This window comes from Microbacterium sp. NPDC090003, assembly GCF_044748385.1.
In the GTDB taxonomy this organism is placed as follows: Bacteria; Actinomycetota; Actinomycetes; order Actinomycetales; family Microbacteriaceae; genus Microbacterium.
In genome coordinates this window covers 1,508,483-1,534,217 of record NZ_JBIVFW010000001.1, presented here as the reverse complement: position 1 = coordinate 1,534,217, position 25,735 = coordinate 1,508,483, and the positions used below count along the sequence as shown (strand labels likewise).

The 25,735-nt window shown below is 69.3% G+C and carries 17 protein-coding genes; 13 read left to right on the top strand and 4 right to left on the bottom strand.

Annotated elements, in window-relative coordinates:
* Nucleotides 1-84 precede the first annotated feature (84 nt).
* The 5 genes from ACIPVN_RS07420 to ACIPVN_RS07400 all read left to right on the top strand — a co-directional run bounded on the left by ACIPVN_RS07420 (nucleotide 85) and on the right by ACIPVN_RS07400 (nucleotide 7,322).
* Nucleotides 85-807, top strand: coding sequence for a CDP-alcohol phosphatidyltransferase family protein (locus ACIPVN_RS07420; protein WP_400441494.1), 723 nt, complete (start codon nucleotides 85-87; stop codon nucleotides 805-807).
* Nucleotides 800-1,849, top strand: a complete 1,050-nt coding sequence (locus ACIPVN_RS07415; protein WP_400441491.1) for a glycosyl transferase — start codon at nucleotides 800-802, stop codon at nucleotides 1,847-1,849. The genes ACIPVN_RS07420 and ACIPVN_RS07415 overlap by 8 nt, the downstream gene beginning before the upstream one ends.
* Nucleotides 1,846-3,180 carry a phenylacetate--CoA ligase family protein gene (locus ACIPVN_RS07410; protein WP_400441489.1) on the top strand — a complete coding sequence of 445 codons (1,335 nt, stop codon included), beginning with the start codon at nucleotides 1,846-1,848 and terminating at the stop codon, nucleotides 3,178-3,180. The genes ACIPVN_RS07415 and ACIPVN_RS07410 overlap by 4 nt, the downstream gene beginning before the upstream one ends.
* A 268-nt stretch (nucleotides 3,181-3,448) precedes the next feature.
* Entirely contained in the window at nucleotides 3,449-6,073 is a 2,625-nt protein-coding gene (locus ACIPVN_RS07405) for a right-handed parallel beta-helix repeat-containing protein (protein ID WP_400441486.1), read from the top strand.
* 97 nt (nucleotides 6,074-6,170) lie between these two features.
* Nucleotides 6,171-7,322, top strand: a complete 1,152-nt coding sequence (locus ACIPVN_RS07400) for a glycosyltransferase (RefSeq protein ID WP_400441483.1) — start codon at nucleotides 6,171-6,173, stop codon at nucleotides 7,320-7,322.
* An 18-nt stretch (nucleotides 7,323-7,340) separates the two neighbouring features.
* Here ACIPVN_RS07400 and ACIPVN_RS07395 read toward each other — a convergent pair whose 3' ends face one another.
* Nucleotides 7,341-7,997 (bottom strand): hypothetical protein, encoded by a 657-nt coding sequence (locus ACIPVN_RS07395; protein WP_400441480.1) that lies wholly within the window; start codon nucleotides 7,995-7,997, stop codon nucleotides 7,341-7,343.
* 128 nt (nucleotides 7,998-8,125) lie between these two features.
* Between ACIPVN_RS07395 and ACIPVN_RS07390 the strand changes: the two genes are divergently transcribed.
* The gene (locus tag ACIPVN_RS07390) at nucleotides 8,126-9,508 is read left to right on the top strand and encodes a polysaccharide biosynthesis tyrosine autokinase (protein WP_400441478.1); all 1,383 of its coding nucleotides are present in this window, start codon (nucleotides 8,126-8,128) and stop codon (nucleotides 9,506-9,508) included.
* A gap of 7 nt (nucleotides 9,509-9,515) precedes the next feature.
* Nucleotides 9,516-10,850, top strand: coding sequence for a hypothetical protein (locus ACIPVN_RS07385; RefSeq protein WP_400441475.1), 1,335 nt, complete (start codon nucleotides 9,516-9,518; stop codon nucleotides 10,848-10,850).
* On the opposite strand, the gene ACIPVN_RS07380 is transcribed toward ACIPVN_RS07385, so the two are convergent.
* Complete coding sequence (locus ACIPVN_RS07380; protein ID WP_400441473.1) at nucleotides 10,847-12,034, bottom strand: DUF1972 domain-containing protein; 1,188 nt, start codon at nucleotides 12,032-12,034, stop codon at nucleotides 10,847-10,849. The two genes, ACIPVN_RS07385 and ACIPVN_RS07380, sit on opposite strands and share 4 nt — an antisense overlap.
* Nucleotides 12,035-12,093: 59 nt before the next feature.
* Here ACIPVN_RS07380 and ACIPVN_RS07375 point away from each other — a divergent pair, with 59 nt between their 5' ends.
* Nucleotides 12,094-13,107: a glycosyltransferase family 4 protein gene (locus ACIPVN_RS07375; RefSeq protein WP_400441469.1), complete on the top strand. Its 1,014-nt coding sequence runs from the start codon at nucleotides 12,094-12,096 to the stop codon at nucleotides 13,105-13,107.
* A gap of 278 nt (nucleotides 13,108-13,385) precedes the next feature.
* Nucleotides 13,386-18,728 (top strand): PKD domain-containing protein, encoded by a 5,343-nt coding sequence (locus tag ACIPVN_RS07370; protein WP_400441467.1) that lies wholly within the window; start codon nucleotides 13,386-13,388, stop codon nucleotides 18,726-18,728.
* Between the two features lie 257 nt (nucleotides 18,729-18,985).
* Here the strand turns inward: ACIPVN_RS07370 and ACIPVN_RS07365 are convergent, their stop codons facing one another.
* Together ACIPVN_RS07365 and ACIPVN_RS07360 are read right to left on the bottom strand one after the other, a co-directional pair.
* Nucleotides 18,986-19,939, bottom strand: a complete 954-nt coding sequence (locus ACIPVN_RS07365) for a glycosyltransferase family 2 protein (protein WP_400441464.1) — start codon at nucleotides 19,937-19,939, stop codon at nucleotides 18,986-18,988.
* Between the two features lie 4 nt (nucleotides 19,940-19,943).
* Nucleotides 19,944-21,476, bottom strand: coding sequence for a sugar transferase (locus ACIPVN_RS07360; RefSeq protein ID WP_400441461.1), 1,533 nt, complete (start codon nucleotides 21,474-21,476; stop codon nucleotides 19,944-19,946).
* A 359-nt stretch (nucleotides 21,477-21,835) separates the two neighbouring features.
* Between ACIPVN_RS07360 and ACIPVN_RS07355 the strand changes: the two genes are divergently transcribed.
* The 4 genes from ACIPVN_RS07355 to ACIPVN_RS07340 all read left to right on the top strand — a co-directional run bounded on the left by ACIPVN_RS07355 (nucleotide 21,836) and on the right by ACIPVN_RS07340 (nucleotide 25,686).
* Complete coding sequence (locus tag ACIPVN_RS07355; RefSeq protein ID WP_400441459.1) at nucleotides 21,836-22,987, top strand: low temperature requirement protein A; 1,152 nt, start codon at nucleotides 21,836-21,838, stop codon at nucleotides 22,985-22,987.
* Nucleotides 22,988-23,059: 72 nt separating this feature from the next.
* Nucleotides 23,060-23,962 carry an intradiol ring-cleavage dioxygenase gene (locus tag ACIPVN_RS07350; RefSeq protein ID WP_400441456.1) on the top strand — a complete coding sequence of 301 codons (903 nt, stop codon included), beginning with the start codon at nucleotides 23,060-23,062 and terminating at the stop codon, nucleotides 23,960-23,962.
* 185 nt (nucleotides 23,963-24,147) lie between these two features.
* A complete protein-coding gene (locus ACIPVN_RS07345) occupies nucleotides 24,148-24,426 on the top strand; it encodes a hypothetical protein (protein ID WP_400441453.1) in 279 nt (92 codons plus the stop codon).
* A gap of 141 nt (nucleotides 24,427-24,567) precedes the next feature.
* On the top strand, nucleotides 24,568-25,686 hold the full coding sequence (locus ACIPVN_RS07340) for a fatty acid desaturase family protein (protein ID WP_400443333.1): 1,119 nt from the start codon (nucleotides 24,568-24,570) through the stop codon (nucleotides 25,684-25,686).
* Nucleotides 25,687-25,735: the final 49 nt, after the last annotated feature.

The following is a 25,735-nucleotide window of genomic DNA, read 5'->3' as shown; positions in this document are numbered from 1 at the left end:
ACCCGTGCGAGGGCGCCTGTGGCTATAGTGAAGGCTACATTTGACGCCACCTGGGGAGATGTCGTGTCAGAGATTCGTGGGGCGATGCTGCGTCTGAAACAGGCGCAGAAATCATCGAAGGGCGCGGCGGCATACTCGCGCTACGTGAACCGGCCTTTGGGGCGCCCGCTCGCGGCGACGGCCTACGCGTGGGGGATGACCCCGTCGCAGGTCACCATCGTGAGCGCGCTGTGCACACTGAGCGGGGTGGCGCTGATCGCGGTGCTCGCGCCGACCGTCTGGTCGTCGGTGCTGGTGGCGGCGCTGCTCGTGCTCGGCTACGCGCTCGACTCGGCCGACGGGCAGCTCGCGCGGCTCACCGGAACGGGCTCGCTCGCGGGGGAGTGGCTCGACCACTTCTTCGATTCGTTCAAGCTCGCCACGATCCACCTCGCCGTGCTCGTGTGCTGGTTCCGGTTCTACGATCTCGACGACCTGTGGCTGCTCGTACCGCTGGCGTTCGCCGCGATCGCGAACACGTTCTTCTTCGGCATCATCGCCGCCGACTTCCTGCGGCGCATCCACCGGCTCCAGTCCCCGGCCGAGACCGAGGAGGCGCCGCGTGAGGCGTGGCGCTCCGGCTCGCTGTACTCGCTCGCGGTGATCCCCAGCGACTACGGATTCCTCTGCCTCGCCTTCGCGCTGCTGTGGTGGCAGCAGGGCTTCGTGGTGATCTACACGGCGCTCGCCGCGATCAACGCGCTGCTGCTCCTGCTCGCCGCGATGCGCTGGTACCGCTCGATCAAGGGGCTGCAGTCCGATGGCTGAGCGCCCGGGGCCGGTGCGCGTCATGCAGTCCTTCGGGGCGCCGCGTGTGACGACCAACCCGTACATCACGATGCTCGATCGGGCACTCGCCGACTCCGACGAGGTCGATCACCTCCGCTTCTCGTGGCGCGGCGCGATCCTCGGTCGCTACGACGTCTTTCACTGGCACTGGCCCGAGGTGAAGCTGCACGGCGGGAGCGCCGTGTCGTCGGTGGGCAAGTACGTGCTCACCGCGCTGCTGTCGCTGCGGCATTCGCTCTCGCGGCGCATCGCGGTCGTGCGCACCGTGCACAATCTCGAGCTCCCCGACGACAACGCCGCCCGGCTGTGGCTACTGCGACGCATCGAGCACCAGGCCGATCACCGGATCGTCCTGAACGAGACCACCCTGCTGCCGGAGGGCACCGCGCGCTCGGTCATCCTGCACGGGCACTATCGCGACTGGTACGCGCCGCAGCCTCGCGCCGACCGGGTGCGCGGGCGTCTCGGAACTTTCGGCGGTGTGCGTCGGTACAAGGGCGTCTCGGGATTCGTGGATGCCTACGCCGAGGCTCGCGGCGACGATCACGAGCTCAGCATGACGATCGGCGGCAAGGCCTCGACGCAGGAGCTGGCGGACGATCTGCGCGCGCAGGTCGAGGGGCTGCCCGGGGTGACGCTGCAGCTCGCGTTCCTCAGCGATGCCGAGCTGGTCGAGCTGGTCACGGCATCCGAGTTGGTCGTGCTCGCCTACCGCTTCATGCACAACTCCGGCAGTGTGCTCGCGGCCCTCTCGCTCGACCGGCCGGTGCTCGTGCCGCGTAACGAGCCGAACGAGGCGCTCGCCGCTGAGGTGGGCACGGAGTGGGTGCAGATGTACGAGGGCGAGGTCGACGGCCGCGCGTTGCTCGAGGCGCTGCGCGCGGTGCGGCGGATCGAGGCCGAGCGGCCGGATCTCTCGCGTCGGGAGTGGGCGGATGCCGGGGCCTCGCACGCGGCCGCCTACCGGGCGGCCCTGCGCAGCCGTTGGCTCGGCGTGCAGCCCCGAGGGGTGGACGCGTGATCCGCGAGGCGGCGTTCCGCCTGAAGACCGCGATCGGCGGACGCTCGAGTATGGAGGCCTACCGGTCGTTCCTGCAGATGGATGCGCTCGCGCCCGAGGAGATCGCCGACATCAGTGCACGTCGGTCGGCGGAGCACGCCCGGTTCGCCTTCGCGCACAGCCCCTTCTATCGTGAGCTCTACTCGTCGCACGGGTTCTCCGACGACGACCTGCGCGACCCCGCGTCGTTCTCGTCGCTGCCGATCGTCGACAAGGCCATGCTGCGCGAGAACTTCGACGGCATCCGCACCGATGAGGCCGACGAGCGCACCAGTGTGGTGTCGAAGACGGGTGGCAGCACGGGGCTGCCACTGCATCTGCTGCGCGATCTGCGCTTCCCGGCGCGGGCGCTCGAGTGGCGCCTGTTCGAGTGGTGGGGGGTGACGCCGTGGGACGACCGTGGCATCGTCACCCGGCACGTGCTCACGGGAGCGGCACGGCTGCGGCACGATCTCGGGTGGTTGCCCTCGCGGCGCGTACAGCTCGACGCCTTCCAGATCACGGATGCGGCCGTGACGGAGTTCGCCCGTGACTGGAACCGGGTGAAGCCGCGGTTCCTCATCGGCTACGGCGGCGGCGTGCTCGACACCGTGCGCCGCCTGCGGCGCCTGGGGGTGGAGGTGCATCCACCGCGGGCGATCGCCGTGACTGCGGCTCCGCTCACCCCCGGCACACGCGCCGAGATCGAGGCGGCCTTCGGCGCCCCCTGCTACGACCACTACCGCTCGGCCGAGATCCCCTGGATGGCGGGGGAGTGCAGCCACCAGAGCGGCCTGCACGTCTTCGCGGACGTACGGAGGATCGAGATCGTCGATGCCTCGGATGCTCCCGTGCCCGAGGGCGTCGAGGGCGAGGTCGTCGTCACGGACCTGAGCAACCGGGTGTTCCCGGTGGTGCGCTACCGCCTCGGCGATATCAGCAGCTACCTGCCCGGCGCGTGCGCCTGCGGGCGCGGCCTGCCGCGTCTGGGCGCGATCTCCGGGAGGTCGTCGGATGCCGTGCGCCTGCCGGACGGCACGACGATCGCGGGGGCGCTCGGCCACATCTTCGACGATGCCCCGCTGTCGATCCGTCAGTTCGAGATCGTGCAGGATGCCGACTACGCCGTCACCCTCCGCTGCATCCCGAGCGATGCGCCGGATGCGCAGGCCGGGATCGACGCGGCCGCCGCGAAGCTGCGCTTCGCCACCAAGGGCCTGGTTCCGGTGACGGTGGAGCGGGTCGATGGCATCCCGCAGGTGGGCGGCAAGATGCGCTTCATCCGCAGCGCCGCCCCCGTCTCCCCGGCTTGAGTCCTGGCTCCTGGGCTTCCAATATATTTCAGTTTCGCAACGATCTTCCAGTGGGCGTGTGTACACTGACCCCTGGCCGCCGCCCTCCGGGTAGGCGGTGCGTACCGATACTGCACACCATCTCGCCCGGAGGGGGCAAGTTGGAGGGGCGCGGTGTACGCGGGCTGAAACCCCTAGGAGAACCCTGTTGCGTCTTCGACGTCACCATCACCGTCCCGATCCCTCCCCTCGTCCGGCGACCACCGGTGCCACCGCTGCGGTCGCAGCCGTGACGCTTCTGCTCGGCCTGGTCGGCGCTCCCGCTTCGGCGGCTGAGACCCCGGCACCCGAGCCGACGACGACCGAGACCCCGGCCCCGTCACCGGAGCCGCAGCCGAGCGCGAGCGAGGCGCCGGCTCCCGAACCGGCGTCGCCCGACCCCGCCCCCGGCGAATCCCCGGCCGCGGACGCTCCCGCTCCCGAAACCCGCAGCGCGGCGGCGGCACCGACCGTGCTGCTCGCCGACGACTTCCAGCGCACCTCGCCCGCGGGGTGGGGCAGCTCCGACAACGGGCTGGCCTACACCTCGTGGTCGTCCCGCGCGGGTGTCGCGAGCGTCGCCGACGGCGCCGCGACCATCGCGCTGAAGCCCGGCGAGTCCGCCTACCTCACCCCTCGCGCCCTCGAGGCGAAGGACGTGCGGCTCTCCGCCGACGTGCGCCTGTCGGCGACGGGCGGTCGCGGGTACTACGCCTACACCACCCGCGTGCAGAGCGACGGGTCGTCCTATCGCGTGCGCCTGCTCACCGACGCGAAGGGGCAGGTGCAGCTCTCGGTGCTGCGCACCCAGGGCGGCAAGGACACCGAGCTGAAGTCGGCGTCGGTGCCGTTGACCATCCTCGGTGACGACTGGTACACGTTCGACGCGACCGTCACCGGAACCGACGCCGTCACCTTCGAGGCCCGCCTCACGCCGAAGGGCGCCGCTCCCGGTGCGCCGCAGCTGACCGTCACCGATGCCTCGTCGAACAAGATCAGCGGTGCCGGCGGATTCGCGCTGTGGGGCTACGCCTCCAGCAGCGGCGCCGCGGCATCCGCCCTGCAGATCGACGCGCTCGAGGCGACGGTCGCCACCGGGCCGCTGAGCAGCGAGGTCGTCACGGTTCCCGAGCCGCAGCCGGAGCCCGAACCTCAGCCCGAACCCGAGCCGCAGCCGGAGCCCCAGCCCGAGCCGGAGCCCGAGCCGCAGCCCCAGCCGGAGCCCGAGCCGCAGCCCCAGCCGGGCACGGGCCTGGAGGCCCGGGGTTCCGCTCCGGTCGGCACTGCGTCCTACGCCGTGCCGCAGGGGGCCGTGTTCGTCAACGGTTCATCGAACTCGCAGACCCAGAACGGCAGCGCGGCGGCGCCGTACCGCAGCGTGCAGAAGGCGGTCGATTCCTCGCCCGCCGGCTCGACGATCGTGGTGCGCGCCGGTGAGTACCACGAGTCCGTCGAGGTGCCCTTCAACAAGTCCCTGACGATCCAGGCCTACCCGGGCGAGGCGGTCTGGTTCGACGGATCGACCCGCGTCTCCTCTTGGACGAAGTCCGGATCGTCGTGGGTGAGCGGAGGATGGACCGCCGAGTTCGACGACGACATGCTGAACGGCAATGCGAGCTGGTTCGTCGACCCGAACTACCCGATGGCCAACCACCCGGACATGCTGTTCATCGACGGCGTGGCGCAGAAGCAGGTGGCCTCGGCATCCCAGGTCACAGCCGGCACGTTCGCGGTCGACTACGCCAACGATCGGTTGATCCTCGGCACCGACCCGAGCGGTAAGCAGGTGCGGGCCAGCGATCTCGGGCAGGCGTTCAACGTGCGCTCCGCGAACTCGCAGCTCAAGGGCCTCGGTGTGCGCCGCTACGCGACCTCGTACGACGTGCTCGGCACCATCCGCATGCACAACGTCGGGGTCACGCTTCGCGATCTGGTCATCGAGGACAACGCCACGATCGGGCTCTTCGTGGGCAACGACCGCGCCACGGTCGACAACCTCACGATCCGCCGCAACGGCCTGCTCGGCATGTCGTTGACCACGGCGTACGACTCGACCGTGTCGGACTCGCTCATCACCGACAACAACAACGAGCGCTTCAACGGCTCGCCCGTCGCCGGCGGCATCAAGGTCACGCGCTCCCGCGGGGTCGATATGACCAACGTCGACACGAGCCGCAACGTCGGCAGCGGAACCTGGTTCGACGAGTCCTGCTACGACGTGAACATCGTCGACGTCACGTCGAACGACAACACCGAGATCGGCATCCACGCCGAGCTCTCATCGAAGGTCACGATCGCCCGTAGCCAGACGTTCGACAACAAGGAAGGCATCCGGATCTTCGATACCGAGGGCGTGCTCATCACGAACAACGACCTCGGCAACAACTCCCGGCACGACATCAACCTCATGCAGGACGAGCGACGTCAAGCCACCCACAGAGTCGGACGCGATCCGCGCGTGACCGGTGCCGACCCGACGGTGACGTGGATCAACCGCAACATCACGATCCGCAACAACGTGTTCGGCGCCGGCGGACCTCGAGCGATCTTCGCTCACGACACCCAGACCGGACGGGCGGTCGACACGTGGAACCTCACGATCGACGGGAACCTCTTCAGCAGTTCGAAGGGCGGGCCGTCGATGGTCACCTGGGGTGGCTCGGGCAACGTCTACGAGACGTTCTCGACACCGCTCGCGCTCGCCTCGGCGAAGAACACCGGATGGCGCAACGCGATGACCACCACTGCCGAGCCCTTCTCGGGCATGGCCGACGAGATCGCCGCCAACAGCGGCATCGCACGTCCGCTCACCGGCGCGGCCGCGACCCTTCTCGGTGTCGGCAGCGGCACGGTGCTGCTGGGCAGCGGACGCTGACACGCACCCCCACCGAATCCGCCCGCCGCGTCCGAGATGCGGCGGGCGGATGGGCGGTGGGGGCGCGCCGAGCGGCCCCGCCGTGCAGAATGGTCGGGTGACAGCCGACACCCGCCGCCCGCATCTGCTCGTGCACGCCGGGTGGGAGCTGTTCGGTTCCGACCGGATGCTCCTCGAGAGCGCGCGCAGCCTGCGTGATGCGGGGGAGCGCGTCGTCGTCGCGCTCCCCGCGGCGGGTCCGCTGGTCGGCGAGCTCCAGGCCGCCGGCGTCGAGGTGCTGATCCCGCCGACCTTCGCGTTGCGCAAGTCGGCGCTCCGCCCCCGCAACTGGCTGCGATCCCTGCGCGATGCCATCCGCGGGTTCGTCGCCGCGGTCGTGATCACCCGTCGCCTGCGTCCTCGGACGCTGTACGTGAGCACGATCGTGCTGCCGCTGTGGCCCCTCGTCGGTCGCCTGCTGCGAGTGCCGACGGTGACCCACGTGCACGAGGCCGAGGCGTCCGCCGCTCGCGTCGTCAACACGCTGCTCTATGCGCCGCACCTCGCCTCGCACCGCATCATCGTGAACAGCGAGTTCACGATGCGGACGGTGGCCTCCGTGATCCCGGCGCTCGGTCGGCGCGCGACGCTCATCCCCAATGGGGTCGATTCCCCGGAGTCCGTGACCGAGCCGCGCGCGGTGATCGATCGCCTCCGCATCGCCTACGTCGGTCGCATCTCCCACCGCAAGGGTCCTGACGTGGCCGTCGAGGCGGTCGCTCTCCTCGGCGATGCCGGGATCGAGGCCGAACTCGATCTCGTCGGGGCCGTCTTCGAGGGCAACGAGGCGTACGACGAGACCCTGCGGCGTCGCACCGAAGAGCTGGGTGTCGCGCATCTCGTGCAGCACCACGGCTTCCGGTCGGACGTATGGCCGGCGCTCGGGGCGGCGGACGTTCTGGTGGTCCCCTCACGCCAGGACGAATCCTTCGGAAACACAGCCGTGGAGGGCGTCCTCGCCGGGCGTCCCGTCGTGGCGAGCGAGATCCCCGGCCTGCGCGAGGCGGTCGGCCCGTACGGCTCGGCCGCGTTCGTCGCGCCGGGTGACGCACCGGCGCTGGCGGATGCTCTCGCCCGGGTCGTCGCGGACTGGTCGGCGCTCCGGGTGACGGCGCTCGCCGATCGTGACCGGGCGAAGGAGCGCTTCGCCCCGGCGGTCTACCGGGCGACGATCGCCCGCTTCCTCAGCGACCTCGCGCGGGCTCGCTGAGGTCGAAGACCGCCGAGGTCAGCGCGAACCCGCAGCCGAATCGAGAAACGCCGCAGCCTGACGCAGGAACTGCACGACCTCGGCCGATGTCGAGGTCAGCATCGCTCGGTGCTCGCGCGCCGAGTCGTGGTGCGCGTCGGCGATGTCGAACGGGTTCCGGCGGTGTCGGCCGAACAACGCGCGGCTCGTCTTCGGCGGCGCGGTGAAGCCACGACGGGCGTGGAGCGCCTCGGCGTACCTGGCCAGGCCCGCGGTGCTCGCGGCATCCGCATCGAATTCGGCGATGATCTCGAACTCCTGGGGCTCGACGGGCTCGGACCCCAGGTGGACCGCCTCGCGCAGGGTGAATGCGCGCGAACGAGCGTCGGGTGCGGCGGCGGCGACCGTCGAGCGCTCGGCGCGACTGGCGGTGAGGATCAGATCGGCAGCCCGCAAGGCCTCGGCATCGATCGCCTCCGAACGGTGGCCGGCGGCGAGGATCGGCGTCTCGGCATCGCCGGAGGTCTCGGCGATCTCGGCCGAGGTCACGCACATGCGATGGCCCGCCGTGCCCACGCGGGTGCCCGCGCTCGAGATCTGCCACCCGGCCGCATCGCCCTGCGCGCGGAGCACCAGCTCCATCAGCGGCGACCGGCAGATGTTCGCCTCGCAGACGAAGATCAGTCTGTGCGTCACGTGTTCCCCCGTCGTGCCCCGCAGAGATCTCTGCGGTCCGATCCTCCAACATAGGTGATAATGGTCGCGGGGAAGGCACCGTGCGAGACACTCAGGCACGTCGAGGTGCCGAGGGGATACGGGGACACATGACACTGCAGGACTATTTCCAGTCGCTCAGGAGCCACTGGATCGTGATCGTCGTGCTGATGGTGCTCGGCGCGGGGTCCGCGTACGGGTACTCGCAGTTCATCGACCCCGAGTACCGGGCCGAGTCCCAGGTGATCGTGATCCCGACCCGGGGCGAGAACACCAGCGAGCTGGTCCAGGGCTCCAACTACGTGCAGAGCCTGGTGCAGACCTACACGCTCCTCGTGAAATCGCCGACCGTGCTCGACCCCGTCATCGACGACCTCGGGCTCGACGAGACGGCCAACCGTCTGGCGCGGCGGGTCGACGTCAACGTGCCCCTGAACACCGTCGTCATCGAGATCGGCGTGACGGATGCCAGTGGCGAGAGCGCCGCCGAGACCGCGAACGCGATCGCCCGGGAGCTCGCGACCGCCGTCGCGGGCGTCTCGCCGGTCAGCGCCGACGGCGAGCCCGCCGTGCGCGTCGACACGATCTCCGCCGCGCGCACCCCGACGGTTCCGATCTCCCCGAACACCCGCCTGAACGTGATGGTGGGTGCCGTCGCCGGAATCGCGCTCGGTGTCGTCTTCGCGCTGCTCCGACGCATTCTCGCCACCCGCATCACGACCGCGCGCACCCTGAGCGACGCCACCGAGGTCGCCCTCCTCGGCGAGATCCCCGAAGCATCCGACACCCACACGATCGCTCGCATCATCCGCTCGCAGCCCGATGGCCGCGTCGCCGAGGCGATGCGTCAGGTCGCCGCGAGCCTCAAATTCGTCGACGTCGACAAGAACCGCCGCGTCATCCTCGTCACCTCGTGCTCGGCGCAGGAGGGCAAGTCGTCGGTGAGCCTCGGACTCGCCCTGACCCTCGCCGAGGGCGGGCGTTCGGTGCTGTTCGTCGAAGCCGACCTGCGTCGCCCGAGCACCGCCCGGTACACCCAGCTCGAGGGCTCGGTCGGCCTCACCACCGTCCTGATCGGCGACGTGGAGCTCGCCGATGCCGTGCAGCAGTGGGGGCGGCCGGGACTCGACGTCCTCACCGCCGGCGCGCAGCCTCCGAACCCCGGCCAGCTGCTGTCGAGCGGCGGACTGCACCGTATCGTCGATGAGGCGCGCGACTCCTACGACTACGTCATCATCGACACCGCGCCCGTGCTGTCGGTCAGCGACGCGCTGTGGCTGTCGACGATGGCCGACGGCACCCTGTTCGTCGTGCGCTCGAACCGCACCAAGGCCGCCGATCTCACCCGGGCACTCGCATCCCTCGAGTCGACCAGGACCCCGGTGCTCGGGATCGTGCTGAACGGTGTGCGCGGCGCGGCGAAGAGCCCGTACTACACGGACGAACCGAGACGCGGCGTCCGTCCGCGTCTCGTCGCCCGCGCCACGCGCTGACACGGTCATGAACTCGCTCCTGGCCCTCGGTGCCCGTGCGCTGACGATGGTCGTCTCGCTGGTGTGCGGAGTCATCACGACCCGCATGATCCTCGGCGAGACCGATATCCAGCACTACGCCCTGTACTCGCTCCTCATCACGATCCCGTCGCTGCTCACGTTCACCGACCTCGGCAGCGGCGCGGTGCTCGTGAACGCCGTCGCGACCAGTGACGACATCCGCACCGACCGCAGGCTCCGACTGCAGGTCACCTCGGTCGGCCGCATCCTGCTGATGTTCGCGACCGGACTCATGCTCATCAACACCGTGCTGCTCGTCACGGGTGGGTGGCGCGCCCTGTTCGGCGACGCCGGCGCGATCCCGGGAGCGGCGCTCGCCGCCTTCCTGTGCATCACGCTGTTCAGTCTGTCGATCACCCTGGGCGTGTGGTTCCGCATCCTGCTCGGTCAGCGGCGCAACCACCTGGTGATCCTGGTGCAGGGCCTCATCTCGCCGGTCACCCTCGGCGGTGTCTGGCTGATGCTCCACCTCGGCGGGCGCGATTTCGACTCGTATCTGGCGATCGCCTCCTACGGTGCCTCGCTGCTCTCTGCGATCATCGGTTTCCTGCTGGTGACGAGGTCGACGCGGCCGCTGATCCCGGACGCTCTGCGGATGCTGTTCCGGTGGCGCCGCATCCCCGGGGTGAGGGTCATGGACGTCGGCTGGCCGATGCTCGCGCAGATGATCACCTACCCGATCGCCGTCGGGTCGCAGCGCTACGTGCTCGCCCAGTTCGGCACACCGACCGATGTCGCCGAATACGGCGTGACGGGTCAGGTGTTCTTCGCCCTCAACGGGTTGGTGATGGCGGCGGGCGTCGCGCTGTGGCCGCAGTTCGCGCGTCTGCGGCACAGGGGCGAGCTGACGCGCGGACCGTACCTGCTCTCGCTGCTGTTCGCCGGGGCGGTCGCCGCGGCCACCGCGTTCGTCTGGCTGATCTCGCCGTGGCTGTTCGAGTTCATCACGCAGGGCGAACTCGACGTGCGCACCTCGACGATCCTCGCGTTCGGCACGATGATCATGCTCACCGCAGCCGTGTACCCGCTCGGGATGTTCATCATGGACAAACCCGGCATCCGCTTCCAGGTCATCCCGACCCTGGCGATGGCGGCGGTCAGCATCGGTCTTTCGCTCGTGCTGACGCCGGTGCTCGGCATCGTCGGACCGCTCCTCGGCGTGAGCTTCGCGCTGATCGTCTGCCAGGTGATCCCGTACGCGATCTACATCCACCGCCACCGGGATCGACTCCTGAAGAGCGAGCCCGAATCCGCGGCCGAAGCCGCCGTCGATCCGGTCTAGCCGGGCCACTCCGTCTCTGCGCGATGCGCTCGGCGAGCGAGCGGGTGGATGCTGTCGCCGGCCGCCAGGCGCCGGGCGAGGTCTTCGTACGCCGCGGCCACGTCGTCCCACGAAAACGCCTCGGCCGCGCGGCGCCGGGCGGAGTGGGATGCCGCGGCGACGGCTCCGGCATCCGACTCCGCCGCGTTCACCGCCGCCGCGACATCTCCCGGCGTGCGGAAGTACCAGCCCTCCTCGTCGAGCACCTCGCGGTTGAAGACCACGTCGAACGCGACCACGGCCGTGCCCGCCCCCATCGCGCGCAGCAGCGAGGGGTTCGTGCCCCCGACCGAGTGGCCGTGCAGGTACGTCGAGGCATGGTGGTAGAGCGCGTCGAGGAGACCTTGGTCGTAGACGGCGCCGAGCAGTCGGATGCGCGGATCGGAGGCGGCGATCCGGTCGATCGCGGCTGTGTACTCCGCGGCATAGGGCGCGGAGCCGACCACGACGAGCGGTTTCGCGGCTGACGACATCGCATAGCCCTCCACGATCTCGCGGACGTGGTTCTCGGGCTCGAAGCGGGCGACGACCAGGTGGTAGCCGTCGGGCTCGAGGCCGAGCTCGCGGATGCCGTCGGACGGCGCGTCGTCGAGCAGCGGGGCCCCGTAGCGGATCAGCTCGCTCGCGACGGCGAACTGGTGGTCGTAGTAGTCGCCGATGCCGGGGGCGTCGGCGATGATCGCGTCGGCCTGGCGCACGCCGAAGGACTCCGCGGCGCGGTAGTACGCCTTGCCGCGCGGGCCCCACTTCGAGCGCCGCCACTCCAGGCCGTCCATGTGGAGGGCGACCGGGATGCGACGCGCGCGCAGCAGTGGGAGGAAGGGCGAGTTCGCGGCGTTGAACACGAACGCGGCATCCGGGCGTGCCCTGGTGACGGCGTGCACGGTCGACAGCGCGGTGTGGCTGAGGGTCTCGAGCGCCTTCTGGCGAACCGCCGGCAGGGTCACGCGGCGCATGCCGAGGTGCACATCGCCCGCCGTGCCGGCGTCGCGCCCGTAGACCAGCACGCGATGCCCGCGCTCTACGAGGCGCCGCCCGACCTCCTCGACGGCGGTCTCGAATCCCCCGTACGCGGCGGGGATGCCGCGCGTGCCGATGAGGGCGATGCGCAGGGACGTCGACGACGGAGCGGAGGCGGTCTGCATCGCATCAGTATGCCCGAGGCGGCCGACGATGTCGGAAGACCGCGGGCTATCCTGGGGCGGTGTCCACGCCGCCGCACGAACGCCGCCCGCTGATCTGGGGATTCCCCGCCGAGCAGTCGGTGACGCGTTGGGAGCGCCGGCACTCCGCGGGCGAGGTGCCGAGCGTATGGCCCTACGGGCTCGACGGTCTGTGCGAGTATGCGCCGGTCGCCGTGCTCGACCTCCCCGCGCCAGGGCGTCTCTCGCGGCTCCGGTCGCGCGTGGGGATCGGGCCCCGACCGCGCGCCCAGACGGCGTTCACCTGGGACGAGAACGCGGCCTTCCGCCTGCAGATCGCGAGCCCCTACGAGCGGTTCGCCTCGGGGGTGATCTGGCTGACCGACATGATCGAGCGCGGGGTCGACACCGGTCGGCTCGTCGAGGTGCTGCGCGGTGCAGAGACGCTGTGGGTACTCAGCGAGGCGCAGGTCGAACCCCTGCGCGCCCTCTTCGGGAGCGCGGGGCCGCGGATCGTCGCGGTGCCGTTCGGCGTCGACGCCGACTTCTTCTCGCCCCGTCCGTACCCCGATCGCCCGCGCATCGTGAGCGTCGGCAACGACCGCGACCGGGATCCGCAGACGCTGTTCCGCGCGCTGGCGCGCGTGCACGAGCAGCGCCCGGACGTCGAGCTCATCGTCCAGTCGTCGGCGTCGACGGATGCTCCGGCCGGTGTCGAGGTCGTTCAGCGGATGAGCCACGGCGAACTGCACGAGCTCTACGCGACGGCATCCGTCATCGCCACCGCGACCCGTCCCAATCTGCACGTCTCCGGCATGACGGTGACGCTCGAGGCCTTCGCGACCGGTCGGCCGGTCGTGAACACCGACACCCCCGGCATGTCGCAGTACGTCGCGGAGGGGCGAACCGGCCACCTCGTGCCGCTCGGCGACGACGAGGCGCTGGCGCAGCGGTTGATCGGCCTGATCGACGATCCGCAGCGCGCGGCGGAGATGGGCCTGGCCGGGCGCCGCGACGTCGAGGAGCGCTTCACGACCCGCGAGATGTGCGCCCACCTCGCCCGCATCGTGGTCTGACGCCGGGGTGATCTTTCCCTTCCGAGGAATCTGATCCGGGGTGTCGCGAAGGCGTCGAGAAACTTCTTCTAGTATCCGACGCGGTTGTGCGCTATCGTTACCGCGGATGCGTCTATGGGGGACGCGGGGGAATCCACTTCTTTGCCGATCACTCGGCAGCCGCCTGGGGAGGCGCTATGCGAGTCCGTCGACTCGACGCGATCGAAAACGATCACGATTCGAAATCACGTCCATTCCGTCGTATCGCACTGGGGATCGTCACCGTTCTGGTGGCTGCGATGCTCGGTGCCACGCTGACGGCTCCTGCCGCGCAGGCCGATACCGTTCCGACCGATCCGGCGTCGCCGGTGACGATGAGCGCCGATCCGCTGCCGACCGTGCAGATCAACGGCATCGTGTGGGCTCAGGCCGTCGCAGGCAACAAGGTCTTCGCGGGCGGTCAGTTCACCAGCGCTCGCCCGGCGGGCGCCGCCGCCGGCACGAACGAGACCGCGCGGTCGAACCTGCTCGCCTACAACCTCGCGACGGGCGTGCTCGACACATCGTTCAACCCGAACGTGAACGGCCGCATCCTCGCGGCCGCCGTCTCGCCCGACGGCTCCCGTCTCTACATCGGAGGCGGCTTCACGGCGGTCGACGGGCAGAACCGCTACCGTCTCGCCGCGTTCAACACCGCGACCGGTCAACTCATCTCGACCTGGACCCCCGGGACGAACACGATCGTCCAGGGCATCGTCGCCACCGACACGACCGTCTACGTCACGGGCGAGTTCACCAACATCAACAACGTCGCCCGTACCGGTGTCGCCGCGCTGAGCGCATCGACCGGTGCCGTGCTCGACTTCAACCCGCAGCTCGCGGGCGGCTACGGCGTGCGCGCCGTGGTGGTGTCGCCCGACAAGTCGAAGGTCGTCATCGGCGGCTCCTTCACCTCGACCAACGGCTCGACCAACCCCGGGCGCGGCATGGCCGCCCTCGACGCGGTCACCGGCCAGAGCCTGCCGTGGGCGATCAACAGCGTCATCCGCAACGCCGGCACCGGCGCATCGATCTACGCGCTCGCCTCCGACGGCGACAGCGTGTACGGCAGCGGCTACGACTTCGGCGGCTCCAAGACCGAGGACGACTTCGAGGGCGCATTCCGTGCGAACTGGAGCGACGGGTCGATGGCATGGATGGAGGACTGCCACGGCGACACGTACTCGATCTTCCCGACCGGGGGCGTGCTCTACACGGCATCCCACACCCACTACTGCGGCAACATCGGTGAGTTCCCGCAGCTCGACCCGTGGAACTTCAACCACTCGCTGGCGTTCGACAAGAATCCGTCGAACCGCACCATCACACCCGACCCCTACGGTTACCGCAGCTTCACCGGCAACCCCGCCGCCAAACTGCTGCACTGGTACCCGAAGTGGCAGCCGGGCTCGGTCTCGGGCATGGATCAGGCCGGATGGTCGGTCACGGGGGCCGGCGAGTACCTGATCTACGGCGGTGAGTTCACGGCCGTCGGCGGCGTCGCCCAACAGGGCCTCGTGCGTTTCGCGAAGCCGTCGACCGCGCCGAACAAGGTCGGCCCGACCATCCAGGGCGGGGCCTACCAGATCAGCACGCAGTCCTTCCGCGCCGGTCAGGTGCGCATCGCCTGGTCGGCCAACCACGATGCCGACAATGCGAAGTTGACCTATGAGGTCTTCCGTCGCGACATCGCGCAGCCGATCTACACGACCACGGCCGAGTCGACGTACTGGGTGCGTCCGCGCCTGACGTACTCCGACAACGCGGTCACCGCGGGCCAGACGTACCAGTACCGCGTGAAGGTCACCGATCCGAACGGCAACTCGACGACGTCCGACTGGACCTCCGCGACCGTCGCGGCGGCGGGTACGGAGAACGCCTACAACACCGCGATCCTCAACTCGGCACCGAAGTACTACTGGCCGCTGAACGACGCGTCGGGCGCCTCGGCGATCGACTGGATGGCGGGCAACGACGTCACGCTCGCCGGCGGATACACGCGCGGTCAGACCGGTCAGGTCGTCGGAGCGGCGTCGTCGTCGACGGCGTTCAACGGTTCCACCGGCACCGGCGCTTCGGCCGTGTCGGAGGTCGGCCCGAACACCTTCTCGGTGGAGGCCTGGTTCCAGACCACCAGCACGAGCGGTGGGAAGATCGTCGGCTTCGGTAACAACGCCACGGGCAACTCGGGCAGCTACGACCGGCACATCTACATCAGCAACACCGGTCAGGTGTCGTTCGGCGTGTACCCCGGCACCACGCGCGCCGTCACCAGCAGCGCGGGGTTCAACGACGGCCAGTGGCACCAGGTGGTCGGCACGATGAGTTCGTCCGGCATGGTGCTCTACCTCGACGGCAAGCGCGTCGGGTCGCGGTCCGACACCACGACGGGGCAGAGCTACTCCGGTTACTGGCGTATCGGCGGCGACTCGCTGGGCAGCTGGCCCTCGGCCGGAAGCTCCGGGTACCTGAACGGCAGGATCGCCGACGTCGCGGTGTACGACACCGCGATCACCCGCGACGTGGTCGATGCGCACTGGGTCGCCTCCGGGCGCACCTCGTCGCTCCCGGCCGCTCCCGCGGATGCCTACGGCAAAGCCGTCTACGACCTCGACCCGACCCTCTACTGGCGTCTGGGCGAGACCACCGGCACCGTGGCGGCCGACTCCGGCCGCGACGGCAGCACCGGCACGTACAAGACCAGCGGCAGCGCATCGATCCAGAAGGGCGAGACCGGAGCGCTCGCCGGGGTGACGAACAAGGCGATCCGATTCACGTCGTCGCGCCTCGGTAGCACCTGGAACAACCGGCAGAACGTCGTCAGCGATCGCCAGTACGCGGCATCCGACGTCTACTCCATCGAGACGTGGTTCAAGACGACCACGACGGGCGGCGGCAAGATCGTCGGCTTCGGCAACAGCAATTCGAACAACGCCAACGCGAGTTCGAACTACGACCGCCACATCTACATGGACACCGTGGGTCGGCTGAAGTTCGGCACGTACAACGGCGGAACGAACATCCTCACCGCACCGAGCACGTACCGTGACAACCAGTGGCACTACGTCGTGGCGCAGCAGTCGCCGAGCGGCATGCAGCTCTATGTCGACGGTGAGCTGGTCGCCTCGAACGCGGTCTCGAACGCCGAGGACTACGCCGGTTACTGGCGGGTCGGCGGCGACTCGACGTGGGAGGGTGACCCGTTCTGGGTCGGCTCGGTCGACGAGCTGGCGATCTACCCGGCGCCCCTGAGCGCCAGCCAGGTGCTTCAGCACTACCAGCTGGGCAAGACCGGTCAGGGCAACGAGCTCCCGGTCGCGCAGTTCACCACCGCCCCGACCGACCTGTCGGTGGCATTCGACGCCTCGACCTCGACCGACGCCGAGGGGCCGATCGCTGACTACAGCTGGAACTTCGGAGACGGTGAGACCGGCACAGGGGTCGCGCCGACCCACTCCTACACGACCGCCGGCACCTACACCGTCACCCTGATGGTGCGCGACAGCGGTTCGCTGACCTCGACGGTCAGCCACGATGTGGTCGTGCGCGATCCGAACGTGCTGCCGACATCGGCGTTCACCGCCAGCGCCGAGTTCCTGGCGCTGTCGGTCGACGGTTCGGCCAGCGCCGACCCGGACGGCACCATCGCGAGCTACTCGTGGAACTTCGGAGACGGAGCATCCGCAACCGGTGCGACGGCGGCGCACACCTTCGGCGCGAGCGGCACCTACGCGGTCTCGCTCACCGTCACCGATGATCGCGGCGGCTCGGCGACGAGCACGCAACAGATCGTGGTCGAGGCGGCGAACGTGCCGCCCAAGGCCGTGGCCAACGTCGTGCGCGGCGCGGACGGTATGACCGTCTCGGCCGACGGCAGCGGCTCGACCGACGCCGACGGCACGATCGCCGGGTACGCGTGGAACTTCGGAGACGGCGCCACGGCGACCGGGCCGACCGCCACGCACACGTACACGACAGCCGGCACCTACACGGTGACGCTCGTCGTGACCGATAACCGCGGTGCGACGCACCAGGCGACCTCGTCGATCGTCGTCGCTCCGGCCTCGACCGAAGACGTGATCGCCCGTGACGCCTTCGCCCGATCGGCGAGCGCCTCCTGGGGCAGCGCCGACGTCGGAGGGGCCTGGACGACCACCGGTGGGGCCGCAGCCTTCTCGGTCGCGGATGGCGTGGGCAAGATGTCTCTGGCTGCCGGGCAGACCCGCGAGGCGCGCCTCGCCGGAATCAGCTCGACGAACACCATCACCTCGCTGACGATCTCGTCGAGCAACGCGACCTCGGGCGGCGCCTTCAACCTCACGGTCAACGGCCGTCAGGTCGGGAGCGACGTCTACTCGGGCCGTATCAAGGTCGAGTCGACCGGAACGATCCGTCTCTACCTGCTGAGGAACGAGACGGCGATCGGCAACAGCGTGGTCCTGCCCGGCAACTACGTCGCGGGTGAGAGCCTGTCGGCCGTGCTGTCGGTGCGGGGAACCTCGCCGACCAACCTCTCGCTCAAGGTGTGGCGAACGGGAACCACCGAGCCGACCAACCCACAGCTGTCCGCGACCGACACCACGGCCGCGATGCAGCAAGCAGGTTCCGTCGGGCTGAAGATGGCCGTCAGCTCCGTCTCGGCGGTGCCGACCGTGATCAGCATCGACAACTACAAGGTGGTCTCCGGGGCAGTCGTCGCACCGCCGAACCAGACGCCGGTCGCCGCGTTCGTCTCTTCGACGAGCGGCCTCACCGCCAACGTCGATGCGAGCACCTCGAGCGACCCGGACGGGACGATCGCCTCCTACGCCTGGAACTTCGGAGACGGAGCGACGGGCACGGGAGTCACGGCGTCCCACCCCTACGCCGCGGCCGGCACCTATACGGTGTCGCTCACGGTGACGGACAACGTCGGTGCGACGCACACGATCACGGCTCCCGTGACCGTGACCGCTCCGCCCGTCGACCCGCCGGCGGGGCCGACCCCGCTCGCGACCGACGAGTTCAACCGCACGCTCTCCGGAGGGTGGGGGACGGCGGACCTCGGCGGAGCCTGGGCCACGTCGGGCGGTAACGCGGCCTTCGGCGTCGCCGCCGGTCAGGGAACGGTGACGCTGGCACCCTCGCAGACCCGCGAGGCCCGTCTGGGGGTCTCGGCGACGAACATCGTGCTCGACACGCTGTTCTCGTCCGATGTCGCCTCGACCGGCGGCACAGCGAGCGTCACCGTACTCGGACGCACTGTCGGAACCTCGAACTACTCGGCCCGCGTGCGGTTCGAGCCGGCCGGGGTCATCCGCCTCTACATCCTGCGCGACGAGACCGCGATCGGGAACAGCTACGTGCTGCCGACCGCGTACACGCCGGGACAGGTGCTGCACACCAAGCTGTCGGTCACGGGCACGAACCCGACGACGATCGCCGCGAAGATCTGGGCCGAAGGTCAGCCCGAGCCCACCGCGTGGCAGCTGCAGGGCACCGACACGACGGCGGCTCTCCAGGCGGCCGGCGGCGTCGGGATCAAGACGTCGATCAGCTCGGCGTCGACCAACCCGACGACCAAGCTGTCGTTCGATCGGATCGCCGTGGTGGTTCCTCAGTAGGCACGGTGCGGGGAGGGCCAGGCCAGGCGCTCGCCCTTCCCCGCATCCGGGCGATCCGGGAGTGCCCGATACGCTCCCGTCGCTGGAAGGCCCGGCATCCTCGCGGATGCCGGGCCTTTTCCATGCGAACTGGAGCACCGTGAGGGGTCGCAACACGCCGTACGTCGGCTGTCCCGCAGGGCGTGTCGTGACCTCTCGCGACCGCCGACGCCCGCAAGAGATCGAAGAGCACGCGGGCTCGCGCGTGGTGCGAACGGCTATGCCGAAGCGGTTCCTGGCTGGGACGCCCGTGCGTACTCGGGCGTCACGTGCCCGACGGCGCCGAGAATGCGGCCCTGCGCGAACCAGGTGCGTCGCTGCAGCACGGCATGGGCCGCGACGTCTCCTCGCAGGCGCGCGAACGCGCCGCGAACCGAGAACACGATCAGGCGCGCGACGCCGCCGAGCAGATGCGCGCCGCGCAGGAGCATCCGCCGCGGCATCGATGGCGTTCGCGTCAGCAGGCGTGTGCGCATCTGCCCCTGCGAGATGGTCCGGCGTCGCACGAACTCTCGCGTCGTCCGGGCCACGGGAACCTCATCGCGCACGACCGAGTCGGCGGAGGCGATGATCGACCCGCCCGCCGCGAGGATCGCTCGCCCGAACAGCATGTCCTCGCCACCCGCCAACCCGAGGTTCGTGTCGAAGGAGACGCCGAGGCGGCGTACCTGGGCGGCATCGACCAGCACGTTCCCGGTGGCGAGAGCGTCGAGGCGCTGCCCGGTGACACGTCGTCGCCGGCGCATGAATCCGCCGGCGACGATCCACGGGTCCGTGCCCTCGGGCCACACGTATTCGACGTAGCCCATCACCACCGCGGGGTGCTCCGCCGCCCAGACGCGCACGAGGGCGTCGAGCCACCCCGGTTGCGGCACGACGTCGTCGTCGACCATGGCGACGAGCTCATCGGCGCGAGCGGCATCGAGTGCAGCCTGACGAGCCGCCGCGATCCCGGGAGTGGGCTCCGAGACGTAGTCGACCCCGAGGTCGGCGGCCACCGCGGATGCCGATCGCTCCGGGTCGTTGTCGACGAGGGCGATCCGCATCCGGGTGCCCGTGGCTCCCGCGGCGTCTCGGATCGCGGCGACCAGCGGTGGCAGCAGCTCAGTGCGTCGGAAGGTCGTCACCGCGACAAGGACGGCAGGGCCCTCGTCGGGCGTGGCGGTGCTCATGCGTTCAGTATGCCCCGCTGGGCTGCACCATGACCTTCGCCGTACGCCACATGATCTGCAGGTCGTTCATGACCGACCAGTTCTCGACGTAGCGCAGGTCGAGACGCACGCTCTCGTCCCACGACAGGTCGCTGCGACCCGAGACCTGCCACAGACCGGTGATGCCGGGTTTGATGTAGAGCCGGCGGAACACCGTTCCGTCGTAGGCGGTGACCTCGGTCGGCAGCGGCGGACGAGGTCCGACCACGCTCATGTCGCCGACGAGCACGTTCCAGAACTGCGGCAGTTCGTCGAGCGACAGCTTGCGCAGCACGCGCCCGACGCGCGTGACACGGGGGTCGTCCTTCATCTTGAACAGGAGACCCGAGCCCTCGTTCTGCAGCTTGAGCGCCGCGAGCCTCTGCTCGGCATCCGTCGCCATCGAGCGGAGCTTGACCATCCGGAAGCGCCGGCCGTCGCGCCCCACCCGCTCCTGGTGGAAGAACACGGGACCGGGGGAGTCGAGCTTGATGAGAAGGGCGAGCGCCGGAAGGATCAGCCCGATCGGGATGAGGGCGAGGGTCGCGACGACCACGTCGAGCGCGCGCTTGAGCACGTGCTTGCCGCCCTCGTATGTCGGGATCTGCACCTGGATCAGGGGGAGCCCCTCGACCGAGGCGAAGGAGATGCGAGGGCCGGCGACATCGGTGAGCCGGCTCGAGAGAACCAGTTCGGCGGCCGTGCCCTCGAGCTGCCAGCTCAGGTGCTTGACGAAGTCGGGGTCGCGCTCCGGACGGCTGGCGACGATGATCGTGTCGGCGCCGAGTTCGGTGGCCACGGTCGCCACGGAGTTCGAGTTGCCGAGCACGGGGAAGCGGATGTCGTCGATCTCGACGTCGCGGGCGTTGCCGTCGAGCAGCGTCGCCCCGACCACCTGGTAGCCCGAGGCCCCGATCGGGTGAAGCGTGCGGATGACGTACTCGACGTCGTCACGGTTGCCGACGACGAGAGTACGGGAGGCGAAGCGCCCGTGGCGCCGTTCGCCCTGCAACCAGTGCCGCCATCCCCAGCGCGCGACGAGCAGCGCGAACAGTCCGACCGGCAGCCCGACGACGAGCATCAGCTGCATCGACTCCCACGCCAGCAGCACGTCGATGATCGCGACCAGGCCGAACGCGAGGCCGCTCGCATTCGCGACGCCGCGGTACTCGGTCGCGCTCGCCTGGAACAGCGCGGCGTCACGGGTGTGCAGCGCCCCGAGCATGAGGAACCACAGCACGGCCAGCGGCGCGCTGGCGCGCAGCACCTCGAGCATGGTGAGGCCGATGGACAGCTGGATCGCCGCCGTCAGTGCAACGGCGAGCAGGATGACAGCCGCATCCGTCGTCCGCAGTCGCATCCGATATCGCCGCTCCCACTGACGGCGGCGTTCCAGCGTTGCGGAGACGCGCGGTGAGACCACCGAGCGCGGCACCGGCTTGACGGCTCGCGGAGCGGCAACCGGCACGAATGCCGTACCTGCGCGAGTGATGCTCACGGCATCCTCTACGGAGGTCATGCCGAGGCTCCTCGAGCCGGTGATGTACGCAAAAATCCCCAGTGCGCCATTGTTTCCCCAGATATTCCCCAGACCGCCAGCCCCACGCTCGCGGTTTCGTCTGCATTCCCGACCCCTCGGGTCCCTCTGGCGTTCCGTGATCCCACATCACGGGCGAACAGACACCGTCCCACACGGTGAATGCGTACAGAGAGCACTGCAGACTCCCGTCAGCATAGCCCACGGCGGTCGCTTTGGGTAGGTTCTCCACGCAACGATCCGGAACGATATTTCGGAGGTTCGGCACGCCGCCGCGACAGCGGGTCTATTCTGGCGCGGTGACACCCGACGCCACTTCACCGAGACTGCGTCTCACCCGCATGATTCCGCGCGACGCCGCCCAGCCGCACCGGGTCGCCAGCTCGCTTGAGCTGTTCTTCGACCTCGTGTTCGTCGTCGCCGTGAGCACCGCCTCGGCTCAACTCCACCATGCCCTCAGCGCAGGACATCTGCAGCACGGGATCATCTCGTACGCGATGCTCTTCTTCGCGATCTGGTGGGCGTGGATGAACTTCACCTGGTTCGCGACCGCGTTCGATACCGACGACTGGCTGTACCGGGTCACCACGATCGTGCAGATGAGCGGCGTGCTCGTGCTCGCCGCCGGTATCCCGAGCGCGTTCGAGCAGGGGCGCTTCGCGCTCGTGGTCGTCGGATACGTGGTGATGCGTATCGCCATGGTCGCCCAGTGGTTGCGGGCGTCGCGCGCGGCAGGGCCGCTGCGCCGGGCGACCAGACGTTACGCCGTCGGCATCGCCGCGGTGCAGGTGCTCTGGATCCTGTTCCTGCTGGTGCCGGAGGGACCCCTCCAACTCGTCGCCTTCGTCGCGTTCGCACTGCTCGAGATGTCGATCCCGGTCTTCGCCGAGCACGAGCGGCAGACCCCGTGGCATCCGCATCACATCACCGAGCGCTACGGTCTGTTCACCCTGATCGTGCTCGGCGAGAGCCTGCTGGCGTCGGCGAACGCGATCATCGAGGCGCTGCACGAGGCCGAGTCCTTCGTGCCGTTCATCTCGATCTCCGTGCTCACCCTGGTGGTGACGGCATCGCTGTGGTGGATCTACTTCTGGCCGGAGCACCATCGTGCCGTCGGGTCGTTCGGCAGCTCGCTGCGCTACGGCTACACGCACTACGTGATCTTCGCGGCGGCGGCCGCCTTCTCGGCCGGCATCGAGGTCGAGCTCGACGTGCTCACGGGCAAGAGCGAGCTGTCGAGCACGGCGGCGTCCTTCACGGTGACGGTCCCGATCGCCGTCTTCCTGCTCGGCGTCTGGTGGGTCGCCATCCGCAGGAGCGCCGACCGCGTGGTCAACACGATCGTCCCGATCGGTGCGGTGCTCGTGCTGCTCGACCCGATCCTTCCCGTCCCCGTGGCGCTCACCGCAGTGATCATGGTGATCATCGTCGTGTTCCTGGTGCTGCACCCGCCGGTGCCGGAGAAGAAGGCCGCCGTCATCGAGAACGCATAGCCGGGGCAGGGGCCGCGCATCGATCGCCGAGTGACCATGGACGCTCCCGACCCGCACACGAGGAGCGCGACCATGACCCGAATCCCCGAGCCCGACCGCACGCCCGAAGGCCCCGCCTACGAGGGTCGCCTGCTCGATCGTCCCGATGAGGAGGTCGTCGACCAGGGCGCGCCCTTCGACCTGCGCACTCTGCTGACGCGTCGCGGAGTGCTGAGCCTGGCGGGGCTCGGCATGGGAGCGGTGGTGCTCGCCGCCTGCGCACCGTCGGTCACGGCATCCGGTTCCCCCTCGCCGACCGCGACGCCCACGCCCACTCCCACGCCGACGTCGGATGCCGTGACCGCCGAGGTCACGGAGATCCCCGAGGAGACCGCGGGGCCCTACCCGGGTGACGGGTCGAACGGCCCCGACATCCTCGACGACTCCGGAATCGTCCGTCAGGACATCCGCTCGTCGGTCGACGGCGGCGCGACCGCCGATGGAGTGCCCCTGGTCTTCGAACTCCGGGTCGTCGATGTCGCGAGCGGGGCGCCCGCTGACGGTGTCGCGGTCTACGCGTGGCACTGCACGGCGCAGGGCGAGTACTCCCTGTACTCCTCGGGGTTGGAAGACGTCACCTACCTGCGGGGCGTGCAGGTGGCGGATGCCGAGGGTTCGGTGACCTTCACCTCGATCTTCCCCGGCTGCTATGCCGGTCGCTGGCCGCACATCCACTTCGAGGTGTACCCGGACGTCGCATCGATCACCGACGCGCGCGACGCGATCGCCACCTCCCAGGTGGCGCTGCCCGAGGCGGAATGCGCGGCGGTCTACGCGACCTCGGGCTACGACGGATCCGCTCGGAACCTCTCTCGGATTACGCTCGCGAGCGACAACGTGTTCGGCGAGGATTCGGCCGCGTCGCAGCTCGCCACCCTCTCGGGAGATGCGTCCGCGGGGTACCGCGCGGTGCTGGCGGTGGGAGTGACCCGCTGACGCGGCCTCCGCGAAGTCTGCTATTCTTTCTATGCAACGTGTGTGCTTCGCCCCTCTCGGCGCCCACGTCGCCACTGATCAGGGCCATTCCGGACCACGCACATCGACGCGCGCGGCATCCGCCCACGATCTTCCATCGCGGAGCGCCGAAGCGCGCCCGCCACACAGCAATGATGAGCATGACCATGAGTACGACAACTTTCCACCCGACCGATCCGTTGACCTGGAAGCAGGCCGACCTCGATGTGCACGTCGCGACTCGCGACGGCGAATTCGCCGGTTTCGTCGAGTTCGACGGCACCGCCCACCTCGTGCGCGACGCGCGCGGCGCCGATCTCGGCCGTTTCGCCGATCTCGACCGCGCTCAGCGGGCTCTGGAGTTCTCACACGAACCCCACAGCAAGCACCGGAACCTCGTTTTTCCCGCGGTTTTCCGCCGTCGCCCGCGCCGCGCACGCTCCTGAACGACCCCGCCCCTCCGGAAAGACATGCCGGAGGGGCTTTCGTATGCCCTCCGGCGTATGCGGGCGGGGTTAGCCTGAGGTCAGCGAACGGCATCTGCCCTTGGCTTCTGAAGCTCGAGGGCTCCCGATCGGAAGGAGAGCATCATCTCCACTTCACAGCTCGAAACCACCGCTTCCACGCTCGGCCCCATCCGGCAGACGTATTCCGGGAACGCCGACTTCCCTCCGATGGCCAAGGCGTACCGCGACGTGCAGCAGGTGGTCAAGGAGACCGGCCTGATGCAGCGCACCCCGGTCTTCTACTCGCTCGTCGCGGGTGCGCTCGCGCTCGGCTTCGGCGGAGCGATCACCGGTTTCATCCTTCTCGGTGACAGTTGGTTCCAGCTGCTCATCGCCGGCGCCCTCGGCATCCTCTTCACGCAGGTCGCGTTCCTCGCCCACGAGGCCGCCCACCGTCAGATCCTCGCGTCCGGGCCGGCGAACTTCCGCCTGGCACGCCTCCTCGCCGCCGGTGCCGTCGGCATGAGCTACCACTGGTGGGACTCCAAGCACACCCGTCACCACGGCAACCCGAACCAGGTCGGCAAAGACCCCGACATCCAGGTCGACACGATCTCGTTCCTCGAGACGGATGCCGCACAGTCCCGCGGTCTCGTGCGTCTGATCACCCGTAAGCAGGGCTGGCTGTTCTTCCCGCTGCTCACGCTCGAGGGCATCAACCTCCACTACATCAGCCTCAAGCACCTCACCACGCAGAAGAACGTGAAGGGCCGCTGGACCGAGTTGAGCCTGATCGCCCTCCGCCTCGCGCTGGTCATCGTGCCCGTCTTCCTCTTCCTGCCCCTGGGCATGGCCTTCGCGTTCATGGGCGTGCAGCTCGCCGTCTTCGGCGTCTACATGGGCGCGTCCTTCGCCCCGAACCACAAGGGCATGCCGGTCATCGCGCCGGATGCCAAGCTCGACTTCTTCTCGAAGCAGGTGCGCACCTCGCGCAACGTCAACGGCGGCTGGTGGGCCACCTGGTTCATGGGCGGTCTCAACCACCAGGTCGAGCATCACCTGTTCCCGAACATGTCGCGCCTGCACCTCTCGAAGGCGCGCGGCATCGTGCGCGACTACTGCGCGGCCAACAGCATCCCCTACACCGAGACGAGCCTGTGGCGGTCGTACGCGATCGTCATCGCGTACCTCAACCGTGTGGGGCTCGCCGCGAGCGATCCCTTCGACTGCCCCGCCGCATCGCAGATGCGCCGCGCATAGACGACGACCACGACGAAGGCCCGAGCGGATTCCGCTCGGGCCTTCGTCA